This is a genomic window from Lacticaseibacillus huelsenbergensis (genome assembly GCF_029726355.1).
GTDB lineage: Bacteria > Bacillota > Bacilli > Lactobacillales > Lactobacillaceae > Lacticaseibacillus > Lacticaseibacillus casei.
On sequence record NZ_CP120687.1, the window covers coordinates 2,818,746 to 2,836,235 of the forward strand.

Sequence of the window (17,490 nt, forward strand, 5' to 3'; positions counted from 1 at the left end):
TACACTGAATAATATACCAAGCACTGTTAGCAAAGTCAAGGCGACATTGCTAAAATCTTCAGTGTTTTCGGTGTTTCTAGCCAGTGGCGGCCATTTTTTCAAGAAAAAAGAGCCGTTTAAATAAGCGGCTCGTCAAGCAAAAACTGTTGAAAGACTTCGTTGCCTAAAAACTTGCCCTTGTTGGTCAGCCGAATGAAACCATCATCGCGCTGTAACAAGCCTTGGCTTTCCAACTCAGGTACGGTCTCGCCATAAACGGCATCAACGGTCAGATGATAGCGCTGATAGAAGCGTTTTTCACTTACGCCGCGCATGGTTCGCAAGCCAAGGAACATTTCTTCTTCAATTTGTTCGGAAACCGGAACCAAATGATGGGCCAAAACCGGTAAATGATCGGTGTGAAGCGGCGTTAGGTACTGTTTGATCGGACCATAATTGTGATACCGATCGCGCCCAAGATAACCAAACGCACCAGCTCCAAAGCCGAAGTACTTGTCATTTTGCCAGTAAAGCAGATTGTGTTGGCATTGATAACCATCTTTGGCAAAATTACTGATTTCATATTGATGTCTGCCGTGTGCCTCCATTAGATCAATGGCATCCTGATACATATCGGCTTCGACATCCTGCGTTGGCAAGCGCAATTTGCCTTGGCGCATCAAATTATAAAAGATGGTTTTCCGTTCAAGAATGAGTGAATACGTCGAATAATGCGGTAAATTTAAATCGAGGGCTTTTTGTAGACTATTTAAAAAATCGTCCCGGCTTTGATCAGGTAATCGGAAAATCAAATCAATCGACAGATTATCAAAACCGACTTTTCTGGCGTTGGCAATCGCGACATACACGTCCTTGGCGCGATGAATCCGTCCGATCCGTTTGAGGACATCGTTGTTAAAAGACTGAACCCCGATTGAAAGTCGATTGACACCATAATCATGTAAAACCTGCAACTTATCGGTCGTCAGCAAATCATTGGGGTTCGCCTCAAACGTGAATTCACCAGAATTGAAGTGCAAGATGTCGCGAATGCCTTGGCAAAGTGTCGCTAACTGTTTGGGCGTCAACGTTGTAGGTGTTCCTCCACCGACATAGACCGTTTCGATTTTCTCATCAGGATGCTCAGCCATGACCATTCGCATTTCCTTAAGCAACATCGCAACATAGTCATCAACCGGCTGTCCTTCAATGAAGACTTTATTGAAGTCACAGTAGTAACAAATATGTTCGCAAAACGGAATATGAATATATGCGCCTGCCATTTCAACCCTTCCTCGCAAAATACTGACGGACTGCCGTTTCATCTTTCTTTAATTGGGTAATCAGGCCTTCTGCATTGGCAAATTTCACTTCACCGCGTAGATAGTGGTACCAACGAACCTGAACAGTTTTGCCATAAATCATACGGCTAAAATCCAGCAAATTAATCTCAAGCGTCACATCGCGATCACTGCCAAACGTAACATTACGGCCGATCGAAGCCATCCCCAGATACCAAGTACCATCCACGTTTACTGTTACGGCATAAATCCCGATACCAGGAAGCCGCTGCTGACCTAATGTTGCCAGATTAATTGTTGGAAAGCCAAGTTCTCGACCACGGGCTTCGCCATGCACCACTTTGCCAGTCGTTAAATAAGCGTACCCTAAAAGCTCGTTTGCCGTATCGATATCCCCTTGATCCAACGCATCACGAATCCGGGTCGAGCTGATTTTTGCACCATCTTCGGCCAACTTAGGTACGCTAATAACTTCAAACCTGCCGTGCGCGTAGTCGGGCAGCAACGCCATATTGGCAATCGCGCGTTTACCGTAAGTATAGTCAAAACCGGCCACAACTGTATCAGCTTTCAGGCCCACCAAATACTGATCCACAAACGCTTGCGGCGATAAGGCAGCAAATTCCGGTGTAAAGTGAACAAAATACAACAAATTCACGCCTAATTGCCGCATTAGATCAATCTTTTCGTCACGCGTTGACAGATACTGAATCGTTGTTTTACCAACGCCGCGATAAACAACAGCCGGATGAATATCAAATGTCATCACGGCTAACGGCAATTTTTTGGCTAAAGCAATTTGCTTTCCTGCTTTAATCACGGCTTGATGGCCGCGATGTACGCCATCAAAAAAACCCAGCGTTAAAACAATGGGCTGTGGCGGCGCCGCTGATGCTTGCAACGGCGGGTGAATATCAATGACTTCCATCAAAATTATCTCTCATTCTTCTCATTTGCTAAAAACATAATATCCGGGCGATACTGGTGTTTTTCGAACCGATAAATGGCTTTCAAAACGCCATCGTAACGTAGCCGAACCCGTGGTCCATCCAACTGAAGGGTCAAAAATCGGCCGTGTCGGACATCGTCATACTGGTCGTCTGTCAAATCAACTTTCGGCAACTCAGCAAACGCAATGTCAATCGGTTGGATCACTGACGCTAAGGTGCCTTCAGTAATATGTTGCCCCAAGGCTTCAAGACTGACCGCTTGGGCTAATGTAAAGCCGCCGCTTTTAATCCGCGTCAATTGGCTCATTACTGCAGCGACGCCTAGCGATTGGCCAACATCAACTGCCAAGGTGCGGATATAGGTTCCCTTAGACACCGCAGCCTCAAAACGAAAACGTTGGATCCCTTGAGTTGCGTCGAAAATCGGTTCACTGGTTCGCTCAAAGCGTTTTACCGTTACCTGACGTTTTGGCCGTTCAACCGACTCACCTGCCCGGGCATATTCATACAACCGTCTGCCATTGACTTTGACTGCGGAAAACATCGGCGGCACTTGGGTAATTTCGCCCGTCAATTGGGTGAGTGCCTGATCCAGTTCATGCACCGGTACCGGCTTCACCATCGGCGTTCGCTTCACCACCTCACCATCAAGATCTTCAGTGGTCGTTGCAAAGCCAAGTGTGATTTCGCCGGTATAAATTTTGCCACTGGCCATTAATTGGGGCACAGCTTTGGTTGCCGCGCCAATCGCGAGCGGCAAAACACCATCAACGTTTGGGTCAAGCGTGCCGGAATGACCGATTTTTTTAATGTGAAGAAGCTTGCGTGCATGATAAACGGCATCGGCACTGGTCATGCCGGTCGGTTTATACAGCGGAAGAATGCCGTTCATGAATTTGGCCCCTTTCAATTTTTAAAATTAAAAAACGCTGACTATTGTACGCCATCACGCTTTTGGCTTGGTATACATACTGCGATGATGCTTGGCATGCACCGCATGTCGCCATCCTGCCCAAATGAAAATCAGTACTACCAAAATCGAAAAGAGCCAGTCCGGCGTTTTAACGTTGATCATAGGTAAACTCAATCCAAGTTTGATGGCAATAAGACCAACAAGGACATACGCCGCGGTTTCCAATTCAGGTACCCGGTCAATGAAGGTCGTGATCACCTGGGCAACGATCCGCATCGCCAAAATACCCAGGCAGCCACCGATTAAAACAATGACCGGATTATTGGAGACGGCCAAAGCTGCCAAGATCGAATCCACCGAGAAAACAATATCGAGGCTTTCAATTTGAAAAACCGTACCCCATAAACCATGGGCACGTTTAGCCTTTTTGTCTGTATTACTTTTAGGATGACGAACCGCATAAAAATAGCTGGCACTCATCCATACCAGATACAAAGCGCCAAGTGCCTTAATCGGCCAAAACTGTAATAAGTAAGTTCCCAGTCCGATGGCAATGAAGCGAAACAGATACGCCCCGCCCATGCCATACATCAAGGCCTTTTTGCGATCCGACTCGGCCTTAAGCTGTTCAGTCTGGGCAGCGAGAACAACCGCATTATCAACGGAGAGCATACATTCTAAAAGGATTAAGCTAAAAATCGTGACTAAGCCGCTGACCGAAAAAGCCAGCTGCCAGTTGTGGATAGAAAAGAATGGTCCGTATAAGGCCCCTAAAAACTTGATCGTGATCCTTCCCTTCTCAATGTTTATTATTATACCGTTCAAGCCAGGAAAGCTAAAGCGGCTATTGCGAGAAAAAGAAGACTGCTCGTTGCATGATGATGTTATTGAAAATTGGTGCACCAAAAAAGGATCCAGTCTTTGCGACTGAACCCTTTCTGGTTGAACAACGCTATTCCAAATTCTTGCGCCGCACTTCGTTAATTAACTGATCAATACGGGCACCATACTGAACGGATTTGTCTTGAGCAAATTCGATTTCCGGCACCTTGAACAGCCGAATCCGCTGCCCGACTTCACGCCGAATCAGTCCACTGGCTTTATCCAAACCGGTTTGGGCTGCTTCGACTTTATCAGGTGCATCATCGAGAATGCTGTAGAAAATGGTGGCATGTTGCAGATCACCGGTCAGTTTGACTCCGGTAATCGTCACGCCTTTGACCCGCGGATCGTTAACATCCTTTAACAAGATATCATCAACTTCACGTTGGATCTGAGTCTCAACTCGACCGATACGATGCTTCATCTGCGAATTACCTCCTGTTGAGCGTGAGCCGGCGCGCTTAAAGGCCAAAGTGTAAGTGGCCTTGGGCGTGATAGCGCTCTTTGTCATTGCGACCAAGGTCCTTACACGCAGGCTTCTGCGCCGGCGAACGCGTTATGGTGGAGCGTTCGTCAACTTTTCACAGCCAGCAAACGCCTATCCCTTAAATGACTTCCGTACACTGTTTACTTAACCGGTACTTCTTCCATTGTAAAGGCTTCGATCTGATCACCGACTTTAATATCATTATAATTCTCAATGGTCAGCCCGAGTTCAAAGCCTTGGCGAACTTGCTTGACATCATCTTTAAACCGACGAAGTGAACCAAGTTTGCCTTCATACTTGACAATACCATCACGGATGAGGCGAACGCCGGCATCGCGGGTAATATACCCAGAGTCAACGTAACCACCGACAACCGTGCCGACTTTGGAAACCGGAATCGTTTCACGAACAGTGACCGTACCGATAACCTTCTCTTCATAAGTTGGTTCCAGCATGCCCTTCATCGCAGACTCGACTTCTTCGATTGCCTTGTAGATGACACTGTGCAGGCGAATATCAACATCATCCTGTTCTGCCTGCGCCTTAGCCATTGCTGTCGGCCGAACGTTGAAGCCAATGATGATGGCATTACTTGCTGCGGCCAGTGTCACATCACTTTCATTAATCGCACCAACTGCTTGGTGGATAATGTTGACCCGAACGCCTTTGACTTCAATCTTCTCAAGACTACCTGCCAAAGCTTCAACAGATCCTTGGACATCCGCCTTGATGATAACGTCAACTTCTTTAAGTTGACCTTCTTTCATCGTTTCAAACAGATTGTCCAACGTGACATGCGTTGTGTTCTTGCGTTCTTCTTCTTGAGCCCGTTTTGCCCGTTCTTCACCGGCCGCCCGCGCAGTCCGTTCGTCCGCAAAGACAACGAACTTATCAGCGGATTGCGGCACGTCATTGAGTCCGGTAATTTCGACTGGCATGGATGGCAACGCATCCTTGACCCGGCGGCCATGATCGTTGGTCATAGCACGGACACGGCCAAAGGTATTCCCGACAACAATCGGATCGCCGGTATGCAACGTCCCTTGTTGAACCAAGACCGTTGCAACCGGTCCCTTACCTTTATCCAAACGTGCTTCGATGACCGTACCGACAGCTCGCTGATCAGGGTTAGCCTTCAATTCGAGCACATCCGCTTCCAGTAAGATCATTTCCAATAATTCGTCAATGTTCTTACCGAATTTAGCTGAGATTTTGACAAAAATCGTGTCGCCGCCCCAGTCTTCTGGAATCAGCCCATATTCGGTCAATTGCTCCATGACGTGTTCCGGATTGGCACCTGGTTTATCGATTTTGTTGACCGCCACAATGATCGGCGCCTTGGCAGCCTGGGCGTGATGAATCGCTTCAATCGTTTGCGGCATCACACCATCGTCAGCAGCAACCACAAGGACAACAATATCGGTAATATCGGCACCGCGCGCCCGCATGTTGGTGAAGGCCGCATGCCCCGGAGTATCAAGGAACGTAATCAACCGATCACGTAATTTAACCTGATACGCGCCAATATGCTGCGTAATGCCACCGGCTTCGCCTTCAGTCACGTGCGTATGCCGTAACTTGTCCAGCAAGGTTGTTTTACCATGGTCAACGTGCCCCATGATCGTCACAACTGGCGGCCGTGGCTGCAAGTTGTCTTGGTTCTTGTTTTCTTCTTCGAACACTTTGTCCAAATCGGAAATGTCTTCATGAACCTTTTCCTTCGCGTCAATACCATAATCGGTAGCCAAAAGTTCGATGGTATCTTTGTCCAGACTCTGGTTCTGGTTGACCATCACGCCCAACATAAACAGTTTCTTGATTAATTCAGCTGGTTCACGATGAAGAATCTTGCCCAGTTCCTGAGCATTCATCCCAACTTCATAATTCAAGACTTCTGGTAACGGCCGCTCTTTGCGCTGTGGCATTTCCTTCTTCGGCTGGCTCTGCTGACGGCGCTTGTTCTTCTTGTTGCGCCGGTTGCTGTTGCGGTTAAACCCGTTGCGATTCCCAAAGCTGTTGCCGCGACCAAAGTTGTTATTCCCACCACCGCGCCGACTATTGCGGTTGTCCTGACTGCCGACCGTTGCTGGTTTGGCAGCTGGCGTAACGGCAGCCGGTTTTGTAAAGCGTTGATTGGTTTTTGCAGCTGGTTGTTCGGTGCGAGGACGCTGTTCTGTCCGTTGCGACCGTTGTTCCGTCTGTGGCCGCTGTTTTGCACGAGTCGATTCAGAGCGTTCAGGACGTTTACTCGCTACAGCCGGTTTAGCTTCTTGTTGACGCTTTGGCTGTTGCCGTTCGGATTCCGGCTTGACGAATTTCCCGCCATTGCCTGCAACGGGACGCGGATTGCCATTGGCTGCGGTCGGACGTCCGGCACGTGGCATTGGGCCGGTCACACGCTGGTTGTCAAACCGGCGATTACGATCGCGCCGATTGCGATCATTCGGGCGATTGTTATTCGCAGAACGGTTGTTATTGTTGCTGCGATTGGTGTTCCGGTTTCCTGTCTTAGCAGCCGCTGCCGGTTGCTCGCCACCGCGGTTGTGATTCCCGGACTTATGCGCTGTCTGGGTGCCCCGTGGCCGCAAAATCGTTGACTTACTTAAAATGATTTTACCGTCAGCAGTTTTGTTGGACCGTGCCGGCTTATGCTCATGCCGGGTCGGTTTTTCTGCAGCTGCATGCTGATTATCTTTAGCACTTGTAGACGCTGCTGACTTGGTCGGTTTAGCAGCCGCTGATGTTGAAGGTGTTTTAGCTGCTGAAGACTTGCTCAACACCCCTTTGATTTTTGCTTCTTGATCTTGATCGATCGAGGACATGTGATTCTTTACTTCGATACCCAAGTTTTTGGCAATATCGATCACGTCTTTATTATCGACGTGCATTTCTTTGGCAAATTCATAAACGCGTTTTTTGCCCATTTCTTCACGCTCCCTGCAATTTAGGTGAGCAGCTCTTGCATCTTCTTGGCGAAGCCTGCATCTGCCACGGCAATGATTGAACGATCACTACCGATAGCCTGTGATAAGTCCATTTTGGAGAATACTGTCACCAAAGGAACTTTATAGTAGCTGCTTTTATCGGAAAACTTCTTGCGGGTATTGGCACTTGCATCACTGGCGACGAACACCAGCTTTGCATCACCGGAACGAATCGCTCCTAACACCAGTTGGTCACCGGTGGTAAGACGACTGGCGCGGCGGGCCAATCCCAATAAATTTAAAACGGCTTGTTTTTGCATGGTTACTTGCCGAATAGTTCCTGACGTGCCTTTTGGTGATCGACATAAGCAAAAAGATCATCGTAAAAGGCCGGGTCAATGGTGATACCGAAGGCTGCGTCAATCAGTTTCTTTCCCTTAGCCTGTTTCACAGCATCAGGATTCAACGCCACATACGCGCCACGTCCTGCTGCTTTGCCAGTCGGATCGATTGCAACAACATTTTCCTTGTTTTTAACGATGCGAACAAGTTCTTTTTTGGGCATCATCGTATTGCTTAGCAAGTCCTTGCGCATTGGAATCTTACGCTTTTTCATGGCTCGCCTCCTTATGCCTGTGACTGGTCATCAGCGTTTGGGGTGACCGGTGTTGCCTCGGATGTGTCATCCGATTGTTCGGCTTCGGTTGGTTCATCGCTAGCTGCCTCGGTGTTGTCGACCTGATCATCTGACGCCTCTGCTGCTTCAGCTTCCGCCTCTGACAACTCATCGTCATCCACGAATTCAACTTCGGACTCTGGCTTAATATCGATCTTATAACCAGTCAACTTTGCGGCAAGCCGCGCATTTTGACCTTTTTTACCGATGGCCAGTGACAGCTGATAATCAGGAACGATCACGGTTGCCGAACGGTCATTATCTTCATCGTTGAACTGAACCGCGATGACCTGGGCCGGATTCAAGGCATTGGCGATGTAATCGGCAGGATCTTCTTCCCACTGAACAACATCCATGTTTTCGCCTGACAACTCATTGACCACCGCCTGCACTCGAGCACCGCGCGGGCCAACCGTCGTACCGACAGCATCGACAGCATCATTAGTCGCCCGAACCGCAATCTTCGTCCGATCGCCAGGTTCACGGGCAATGTTGACAATTTCAACCGTACCATCGAAAATCTCCGGAACTTCTTGCTCAAACAAGCGTTTAACCAAGCCCGGATGCGTCCGACTAACGAAGACTTGGGGGCCTTTGCTGGTATTTTCGACCTTGGTCACATAAACCTTGATGCGATCGTGCGCCTCATACTTCTCGTTCGGCATCTGATCTTGGCGGCCTAAAACGGCTTCGATCTTACCTAAATTGACGTAGATGAACCGATTATCGCGCCGCTCGACAACGCCTTGTAAAATTTCATCTTCATACTGGGAATATTCATCATAAACAATACTGCGTTCGGCTTCCCGCACACGCTGCATAATGACCTGCTTGGCTGTTTGTGCAGCGATCCGTCCGAAATCTTTAGGGGTAACTTCGAATTTGATTTTATCGCCGATTTCGTAAGCTTTATTAATCGCCAACGCATCCTTGAGACTTACTTCTAACCGCGAATCAAAAACTTCATCAGTCACTTCTTTGACAGCATAGACATGGATGTCGCCTTGTTTAGGATCAAATTCCACATCGACATTTTGTGCCTGATTGTAATTACGCTTATACGCGGAAACCAATGCGGCTTCCAAAGCTTCGATCACAACCTCTTTCTTAACACCTTTTTCTTGCTCTAAGGCGTCAAGTGCTTGGATCATTTCCTTTGACATGCTTTTCTTACCTCCACTAGAATTCGATCGCCAACCGTGCAGAAGCGATCAATTTTCGGTCGATGACCTGATCGAATTTGCGGCTTTTATCTTTGACCGTTAATGTCAACTGGTCAGGTTTCAGATCTTTCAAAGTGCCTTCGAAGATTTTCTTACCGTCCAGCTTCTTGAATAGCGAGACATGAATATAGTCGCCGACTGCCTGCTCATAATCCATCTCACGTTTCAACGGTCGCTCGGCACCGGGACTGGAAACTTCAAGGAAGTATTGTTGCGGAATCGGATCCGGGTCCATACTGTCCAGTTTCTCGGACAAAGCTTCACTGACCAACACACATTCATCCAGTGTGATGCCACCTGGCTTGTCGATATACACCCGCAAGTACCAGCCGCCGCCTTCCTTCACAAATTCGACATCCGTGAGGTAAAAATGATGGTCGTCCAAAATCGGTTTGACCAAAGCGGTCACGGTTTCAACAACCGATTGCGTACTCAAGCCACCGCCTCCTTTATTGTTCACTCAAGACTTTTGATTCTAACGGTTGCCAGCCAAACATCGTGACGTTCGCCAATAAAAAGAGTGAGCATCGCTGCTCACTCACCGCCAGAACCTTACTTTACTATTGCTACAATACCATAGATAGCCGCCACTTGCAAACAGGCAGTCCGTTGTGGTAGTAAGCGTCACTACCAACTTCACATGATTTTGCTACTTTGAGGTTATGCCACCATCATATTGCCTGACAATTTAAAATAATCCGTCAAAAAGCGAGAGTTGGTTCTCGTCTGGTAAATCGTCTAGCACATGGTTGGTTGTCATGTAATCAATCAGCGTCTTGGAGACTTTACCACGATTGGCAAGATCTTCTTTAGACAGGAACGGTTTCTCTTCGCGGGCAGCAACAATCTGTTTCGCGACGTTATCGCCCAACCCCGGAACTGCGCGGAACGGCGCCAGAATCGTGTGGTCATCCTGAATCAGAAAATCATGCGAATCAGACTTAGTGACATCAATCATTTTAATCTTGAAGCCGCGTTCCAGACATTCGTTGGCAATCTCCAACACGGTCAGGAGTTGCTTTTCTTTCGTCGAAGCATCCATCCCTTTGTCAGTGATTTCCTTCATGGCGGCCTTAACCGCTTCTTTGCCGTGGCTCATCGCGGCCAGGTCAAAGTCTTCCGCACGCACGGAGAAGTAAGCCGTGTAGTACACCAGCGGATAATGAACCTTGAACCAGGCAATTCGTAACGCCATCAAAATATAAGCCGTGGCATGGGCCTTCGGGAACATATACTTGATCTTCAAGCAGGAATCGATGTACCAGTCTGGCACATTTTCATTTTCCCGCATGGCTTTTTGCCAATCATCCGGAATCCCGCGCCCTTTACGCACGTGTTCCATAATGTTAAAGGCCACTGAGTCATCCATGCCCCAATGAATCAAGTCCATCATGATGTTGTCACGACAGCCGATGACTTCTTTTAACGTGACAATGCCCTGCTTGATCAATTCCTCGGCATTACCTAACCACACGTCGGTCCCATGTGAAAGACCGGAGATTTGAAGTAATTCGCTGAAGGTTGTCGGTTTGGTTTCTTCGAGCATGCCGCGGACAAACCGAGTACCGAATTCAGGAATGCCCAGTGTGCCCATTTTCGAGTTGATCTGTTCAGGGGTAACCCCGAGACTTTCAGTGCCAGAGAAAAGCGCCATCACACCAGGGTCATCAGTCGGAATTGACTTCGGCTCAACTCCGGATAAATCTTGCAACATGCGGATCATGGTCGGATCATCATGGCCCAGCACATCCATTTTCAAAATGTTGTCATGAATCGAATGGAAATCAAAATGCGTCGTCATCCAGGCTGCGTTTTGATCGTCAGCCGGATACTGGATCGGGGTAAAGTCGTAAATATCCATATCAGCCGGGACGATTAGAATACCGGCAGGATGTTGCCCGGTTGTTCGTTTAACCCCGGTATCGCCTTGTGCCAGCCGATCGATTTCGGCTCCGCGCAGTTGCTGGCCAGTGTCACGTTCATAAGCTTTGACATAACCATAAGCCGTTTTGTCAGCAACCGTACCGATTGTTCCGGCCCGGAAACTGTGATCCTCACCAAACATGACCTTGATATAGTTATGGGCGATCGGTTGATAATCACCGGAAAAGTTCAAATCAATATCCGGCACCTTATCGCCGTGGAACCCGAGGAAGGTTTCGAAAGGAATGTCGTGACCGTCTTTGTGCAGCTCAGCGCCACACTTCGGGCAGACCTTATCAGGTAAGTCAAAACCGGAACCAACTTCGCCATGCGTAAAGAATTCACTGTATTGACACTTAGGGCAGCGATAATGCGGCGGCAGCGGATTGACCTCGGTAATGCCCGCCATTGTCGCCGCCAGACTAGAGCCAACCGATCCTCGCGAACCGACCAAGTAACCGTCCTTGTTTGACTTTAAAACCAGTCGTTGGGCAATGTTGTAGATGACCGAGAATCCGTTACCGATGATACTTTTTAACTCTTTGTCCAAGCGTTGCTCGACGATTTCCGGCAAAGGATCACCGTATAATTCATGGGCGGTGGTCATGACATCATGCTTGAGTTTGTCTTCCACACCAGGCACATCAGGCGTATAGAGTTTGGTTTTGACTGGCGAAATGTCATCGTCAATCCAGTCAGCAATCAGATTGGAGTTGGTCACAACCAACTCTTTGGCCTTTTCAGCACCTAGCCAGTTAAAATCATCCAGCATTTCCCGAGTTGAGCGAAAATGCACATCAGGCAGACTGTGACGATTCAGCGGGTTGGCACCGCCTTGGCTATGAATCAGAATTTTGCGATAAATGGCATCGTGTTCATCAAGGTAATGAGCATCCCCGGTGACCACCACCGGTTTCTCCATATCTTCGCCGATTTTGATAATTTTTTGCAAAATATCCTTTAGATGCGATTCGCCTTTGATCAAATCTGCTTCCAACAATGGCTGATAGACCGGTAATGGCTGGATTTCAAGATAATCATAGAAAGCAGCCTTTTCCCGGGCCTCGGCTTCCCCTTTTTGCATCATTGCCGTGAAAACTTCACCATTGGAGCAGGCCGATCCGACAAGCAAACCTTCACGCAATTTTTGCAACTGACTGCGTGGCACCCGTGGTACGCGGTAGAAATATTTAACATTGGAAAGTGAAACCAGCTTGAACAGATTCTTCAATCCCGCCTGCGTCTTAGCCAAAACCACGGCATGACTCGGTCGGGCAGCCTTGTAAGCATCGCCCGCTCCAACCCGATCATTCAGCTGATTAAGCTTGGTCATGCCATAAAGCTTGGCCGCTTCCTTTTCCAACGCGTAAAGCAAATAACCGGTTGCCTCGGCGTCGGCGTTGGCGCGATGGTGGTGTTCCAGACTGACCTTATATAGCTTAGCCAACGTATCGAGCTTATGATTCTTGCGTTCCGGATGCAGCATGCGCGACAATTCCAGCGTATCAATAACAGGATTCTCGATGTCCGGTAGTCCGTGGCGTTCATACCCGTTATCCAGGAAGCCCACGTCAAACGTCACATTGTGGCCAACCATAATGGCCCCGTCACAAAATTGCTGGAAAAGTTTGAAGACTTCTTCTTCCGACTTCGAGCCATGAACCATGTCATCTGTGATATGCGTCAGATTAATCGTCAATTCCGACAAGGGAAAACCGGGATCGATCATTTCTTCAAATTGATCAATCACTTGGCCATCTTTCATCTTAACCGCGGCCAATTCAATGACCTTGTCATAGACTGCTGACAATCCGGTTGTTTCAACGTCAAAGACGACATATTCGGAATCGGCAAGGTCGCGAGGTTCGTTAGCGCGATAAGCGACAGGTGTGCCATCGTCAACCAGGTTAATTTCAACGCCGTATAGCATTTTTAATCCGGCCTTATCTGCCGCTGTGTGTGCTTCTGGGTAAGCCTGTAAGCCGGCATGATCCGTCACGGCGATGGCTTTATGACCCCATTCTTTTGCGCGGTTAACAAAATCGGTGATCGAATTCGTTGCATCCATTTGACTCATGTTGGTATGCAAATGGAGTTCAACCCGTTTTTCACCTTCCACGTCATCAGTCGGATCAGGGTGTGAAACGGTTTGAATGTCCTGAGCATTAATCGTCAATTCACGGGAATAATTATCTTCCTGAACGCTGCCCCGTACGCGTAACCATTGGCCTTTTTGAATTCGGGCAAACATCGCCTCATCATCAGCGCCGTTACTAAACTTCTTGGCAATGAAACTGGAACTATAATCCGTGATTTTAAAGATTAATAATTGCCGTTTGGAGCGTAACTCACGCACTTCCACATCAAAAACGTAACCTTCAACGGTAACCGACCGCTCTTCTTGTGTGATGGTTACCATCTGCTGTGGCGGGTCACTCATTTTTAGCTGACGACCCATTTGAACTGGGCCATCAGTGCTTTCTTGTTTCTGCTTGGCGGCTTGACGCTTAACCACTTCAGCAGCAGCTTGTGCCATTTTGGCCGTTTGGGCGGCTTTTTGGGCTTCGAAGGCGGCCACTGACTGGGCAGCCTGCTCTTCATCAACGTCTGCCTGCATCCGCAACCCGGTGAATCCGACTTGCTGATAGGTTTCCTCAAGCTTGCCTAAGCCTTGATGAATCAAGTATTGGCGAACCTGTTCGTTTTCCGCGGTGATCACCGCACGACCATTGACCAAGGTCGGAACCTGCTTTTCACACAACTCCCGCACGATCCCGGTACCGATTTCCGCATTTTGCACGACAAATCGCCAATACTGAGCCAGCAATTCATCGGTTAAAACCGGATGAGCCACCGCAATGGTCAAGTTAGTTTTGGCAATTTGTTTAAACGCAAGCGGCAGTTGCGTCGCCAGTGGATTAAAAATCTGAAACGGCAGAATCGCAGGGAATCCCAGCGTAAAGTCATACCGCTGCGATTGCTCGTGGATGGTCACGCCTTGGACCACACCTTCTGCCAGTGCCGGATCATTTTTGACATCCGCTGGCAAATCAAGTTGATCCAGTAATTTTTCAAACATCTCATGTTGGGATAAAGCCAAATTGTGCACCCCTCTTAGATGGCAGAAACTGGGACAACCCGCCGCGTGGTGATCAATGCCATGTCGAAATTGCTTTCAACATGGCGATCATCGGATTGGCGATTTTGCCCCAGCATCATCGTAATCAATTATGCTTTTGCTTGTTCTTGTTTATGCAGCTGGGCCATGAGGATTTTGATCGAACTGATCAGCTCTTCCTTCTTGACTTCAATGGTCTCGCCGGTTTTACGCAACTTTAGTTCAACAATCTCGTCGACCGCTTTTTTCCCGACTGTTACGCGTAATGGTACCCCGATCAAGTCAGAATCAGCGAATTTAACCCCCGGTCGCTCATTACGGTCATCAACCAAAACACTGTAACCAGCCTCTTCAAGCATACTTTCGATTGAAGCTGTCAGCGTCTTTTGTTCCTCGCGCTTTAGATTAACCGGAATTAAGTGAATGTCAAATGGTGCGATCGTCGTTGGCCAAATCAAGCCATGATCGTCAGCTTGCTGTTCGGCAATCGCTGAAAGCAAGCGCGAAACACCGATCCCATATGAACCCATGATGATGGGTTGGCTGCGGCCATTTTCGTCGAGAAAATTGGCACCCATGGTTTCTGAGTAACGTGTGCCCAACTTAAAGATATGGCCGATTTCGATCCCACGGGTAAACTTAAGCACGCCCTGCCCATCCGGCGAGACTTCGCCTTCCTTGACAAATCGGATATCAGCAAAGCTTTCCGGCGTGACATCGCGATCAAAGTTAACATTTAGAAAATGGGTGTGCGCCTTATTAGCACCTGCAACCAGGTTCGTCAAGCCGCTTAAACTGTTATCGGCAATAATCCGCACGTCTTTGTCGACGTTAACGGGACCGATATTGCCAACTTCGGCATGCATGACCGTCTCAACCTGTTCAGGGGTTGCCATTTCAAGAAAGTCTGCACCTAAAATGTTCTTTAGCTTGGTGTCGTTCACTTCATAATCACCACGCACCAAAGCCAGGACTGGCGCGCCATCAACCATAAACAAAACGGCCTTAATCAGCTTTTGTTCTGGTACCTTCAATAATGCGGCAACTTCCGCAATGGTTTTGGCATCTTTGGTATCAACCGGTTTTAATTCCGCCTGAGCTTCTACGCCTTGCTTAGGTAGCGCCATGCTGGTGGCCATTTCCAAATTGGCAGCATAGTCGGAACTATCCGAATAGACGATAGTATCTTCACCGATGGGCGCAATCGCGGAGAACTCCTTGGAATCCTTACCGCCCATGGCCCCACCATCACCGATAATGGTGCGGTAGCGCAGCCCTAAGCGATCAAAGATATTGGTGTAAGCATGCTCCATCTGGCGATAAATCGTATCCAGATCCTGATCATTGCTGGTAAACGAATAGGCATCTTTCATAATAAATTCACGACCGCGTAAGACGCCGTAGCGTGGACGATCTTCATCACGAAACTTATCCTGAATTTGATAAAGAACCAGCGGCATGCGCTTGTACGATTTTAGTTCATTGCGAACCAAGTCCGTGAAGGTTTCTTCATGGGTCGGCCCCAGAATCATTTTACGATCCTGGCGATTTTTCAACTTAAACAGGTTCGGTCCATAAGTTTCATAACGTCCGGATTCTTCCCAGAGTTCGGCTGGCAACAAGACCGGCATCTTCATCTTAACCGCGTCAATCTTTGTCATTTCATCATCAATGATGGCCTCAATGCGAGTTAGGACGCGTTCAGCGAGCGGCAAATAAGCGTAAACACCAGCTTGAACTTGGCGAACAAAGCCAGAACGCAACATCATTTTATGTGACTTCGCTTCCGCCGAACTCGGTACTTCTTTTTCTGTGGGAATAAACATCCGTGATTGTTTCATGTCAGCCTCCAAAGCTAGTTTATTTAAAAGTAACGCATAATGTCATTAATCGTGACGGCGAGCATCAACAAGACCATCAAACCCAGACCGATCATCGTGACCACACCTTCAGTTTCCGGTTTGAGTGGCTTGCGCCGAATGATTTCGATCAGGTTTAATAGAATTTTCCCGCCGTCCAAGACCGGAATCGGCAGTAGGTTGGAAATGCCCAAACCAAGGCTTAGGTAACCCATGAAGAACAACAAGCCAGCCAGTCCACCTTTAGCACTTTGGCTGGTCATAGTATAAATACCGACTGGTCCGGCGAGCTTATTAAGTGAAAAACCACCAGTGACCATTGACTTCAAGACATCCCATGTGCGAACAGCTAGGTCCCATGTCTGGGTAAACCCATAAGTAAAGGCGCGCGCCGGTGACTTCTCAACGGGCACCATCACGCCAATCTTACCTTTCTTATCCGGTTTAATCGCAATATTTTGTGTTTTGCCATCCTGCTTGACAGTAAACATGACTGATTTGCCGGCATGTTTGCTGACCTGTGTTGAAAGATCCGTAAATGAATGAATCTTCTTACCATCGATGGATTCAACCCTAGCATTCGATTTAAGTCCTGCTTGAGCAGCCGGATAATCGGGAAGAACGGTTCCAACCTGATTGGTATTCAAAATCTGCACACCAAAAATCAGGCCATAAATGATGAACGTCAAAATAGCGAGAATAAAGTTATTCATCGGTCCGGCAAAATTGACCAAGAGCCGCCGCCAAACCGGTGCATTTTGAAATTGCACGTCTTCCGGCGCAATCTGGACTTCTGTGCCATCTTCTTCGATGATAGTGGCGTCATGATCAACCTGCCAACTTTGCAAGGCATCTTCATCACCATTCGGATAACCTTCGATGACAAGGTCCTTGACCAAATCGACGCGACTGACCTGAACCGGCATGCCGCCTTCTAATGTTGTTTTGTCACTGGCATTAATGCGGACAACTTTACCGGCATCGTTCAAAATCAAGCTCAGCATCGTGCCTGGTTTGATATCATCTTCATCGTCCTGCCAGCCTGCCATACGCACATAACCGCCCAGTGGCAACAGGCGCAATGTGTAGGTCGTATTATTCTTATGTGACGCCCAAAGCTTCGGACCCATGCCAATCGAAAATTCACGCACCAGAATACCGCTGCGTTTTGCAAAGTAAAAATGGCCAAACTCGTGAACCACCACAAGAATGCAGAAGATAACAATAAAGGCAATGATTGTGGTCATATGTGCTC

At 48.1% G+C, this 17,490-nt stretch carries 13 protein-coding genes; all 13 read right to left on the reverse strand.

The features are described from left to right. Positions 1-116: 116 nt before the first annotated feature. Positions 117-1,262 carry a radical SAM family heme chaperone HemW gene (gene hemW, locus LHUE1_RS13020; protein ID WP_049169453.1) on the reverse strand — a complete coding sequence of 382 codons (1,146 nt, stop codon included), beginning with the start codon at positions 1,260-1,262 and terminating at the stop codon, positions 117-119. A gap of 1 nt (position 1,263) precedes the next feature. Beyond that, on the reverse strand, positions 1,264-2,208 hold the full coding sequence (ribF, locus tag LHUE1_RS13025; RefSeq protein WP_049169507.1) for a riboflavin biosynthesis protein RibF: 945 nt from the start codon (positions 2,206-2,208) through the stop codon (positions 1,264-1,266). A 5-nt stretch (positions 2,209-2,213) separates the two neighbouring features. After that, entirely contained in the window at positions 2,214-3,122 is a 909-nt protein-coding gene (gene truB / locus LHUE1_RS13030) for a tRNA pseudouridine(55) synthase TruB (RefSeq protein ID WP_049169454.1), read from the reverse strand. A 54-nt stretch (positions 3,123-3,176) separates the two neighbouring features. Continuing rightward, positions 3,177-3,968, reverse strand: a complete 792-nt coding sequence (locus tag LHUE1_RS13035) for a DUF475 domain-containing protein (RefSeq protein ID WP_191978401.1) — start codon at positions 3,966-3,968, stop codon at positions 3,177-3,179. A 127-nt stretch (positions 3,969-4,095) separates the two neighbouring features. Further along, on the reverse strand, positions 4,096-4,449 hold the full coding sequence (rbfA, locus tag LHUE1_RS13040) for a 30S ribosome-binding factor RbfA (protein ID WP_003565780.1): 354 nt from the start codon (positions 4,447-4,449) through the stop codon (positions 4,096-4,098). Positions 4,450-4,652: 203 nt separating this feature from the next. After that, complete coding sequence (gene infB, locus LHUE1_RS13045) at positions 4,653-7,436, reverse strand: translation initiation factor IF-2 (RefSeq protein ID WP_049169455.1); 2,784 nt, start codon at positions 7,434-7,436, stop codon at positions 4,653-4,655. Between the two features lie 20 nt (positions 7,437-7,456). Beyond that, complete coding sequence (locus tag LHUE1_RS13050) at positions 7,457-7,756, reverse strand: YlxQ-related RNA-binding protein (protein WP_049169456.1); 300 nt, start codon at positions 7,754-7,756, stop codon at positions 7,457-7,459. Positions 7,757-7,758: 2 nt separating this feature from the next. Next, entirely contained in the window at positions 7,759-8,052 is a 294-nt protein-coding gene (rnpM, locus tag LHUE1_RS13055; RefSeq protein WP_049169457.1) for an RNase P modulator RnpM, read from the reverse strand. A gap of 11 nt (positions 8,053-8,063) precedes the next feature. Beyond that, the gene (gene nusA / locus LHUE1_RS13060) at positions 8,064-9,275 is read right to left on the reverse strand and encodes a transcription termination factor NusA (protein ID WP_049169458.1); all 1,212 of its coding nucleotides are present in this window, start codon (positions 9,273-9,275) and stop codon (positions 8,064-8,066) included. 16 nt (positions 9,276-9,291) lie between these two features. Then, complete coding sequence (gene rimP / locus LHUE1_RS13065; protein ID WP_025012466.1) at positions 9,292-9,771, reverse strand: ribosome maturation factor RimP; 480 nt, start codon at positions 9,769-9,771, stop codon at positions 9,292-9,294. 252 nt (positions 9,772-10,023) lie between these two features. Further along, entirely contained in the window at positions 10,024-14,358 is a 4,335-nt protein-coding gene (locus LHUE1_RS13070) for a PolC-type DNA polymerase III (protein WP_277848130.1), read from the reverse strand. Between the two features lie 128 nt (positions 14,359-14,486). After that, the gene (locus LHUE1_RS13075; RefSeq protein ID WP_049169460.1) at positions 14,487-16,217 is read right to left on the reverse strand and encodes a proline--tRNA ligase; all 1,731 of its coding nucleotides are present in this window, start codon (positions 16,215-16,217) and stop codon (positions 14,487-14,489) included. A gap of 23 nt (positions 16,218-16,240) precedes the next feature. Then, on the reverse strand, positions 16,241-17,482 hold the full coding sequence (rseP, locus tag LHUE1_RS13080; protein WP_049169461.1) for an RIP metalloprotease RseP: 1,242 nt from the start codon (positions 17,480-17,482) through the stop codon (positions 16,241-16,243). Positions 17,483-17,490: the final 8 nt, after the last annotated feature.

Bases quoted from the DNA above. Each gene is read 5' to 3' on its own strand.
- rseP (WP_049169461.1), bottom strand. From the start codon at position 17,482: ATGACCACAATCATTGCCTTTATTGTTATCTTCTGCATTCTTGTGGTG.
- nusA (WP_049169458.1), bottom strand. From the start codon at position 9,275: ATGTCAAAGGAAATGATCCAAGCACTTGACGCCTTAGAGCAAGAAAAA.
- hemW (WP_049169453.1), bottom strand. From the start codon at position 1,262: ATGGCAGGCGCATATATTCATATTCCGTTTTGCGAACATATTTGTTAC.
- infB (WP_049169455.1), bottom strand. From the start codon at position 7,436: ATGGGCAAAAAACGCGTTTATGAATTTGCCAAAGAAATGCACGTCGAT.
- LHUE1_RS13050 (WP_049169456.1), bottom strand. From the start codon at position 7,756: ATGCAAAAACAAGCCGTTTTAAATTTATTGGGATTGGCCCGCCGCGCC.
- truB (WP_049169454.1), bottom strand. From the start codon at position 3,122: ATGAACGGCATTCTTCCGCTGTATAAACCGACCGGCATGACCAGTGCC.
- ribF (WP_049169507.1), bottom strand. From the start codon at position 2,208: ATGGAAGTCATTGATATTCACCCGCCGTTGCAAGCATCAGCGGCGCCG.
- rnpM (WP_049169457.1), bottom strand. From the start codon at position 8,052: ATGAAAAAGCGTAAGATTCCAATGCGCAAGGACTTGCTAAGCAATACG.
- rbfA (WP_003565780.1), bottom strand. From the start codon at position 4,449: ATGAAGCATCGTATCGGTCGAGTTGAGACTCAGATCCAACGTGAAGTT.
- LHUE1_RS13075 (WP_049169460.1), bottom strand. From the start codon at position 16,217: ATGAAACAATCACGGATGTTTATTCCCACAGAAAAAGAAGTACCGAGT.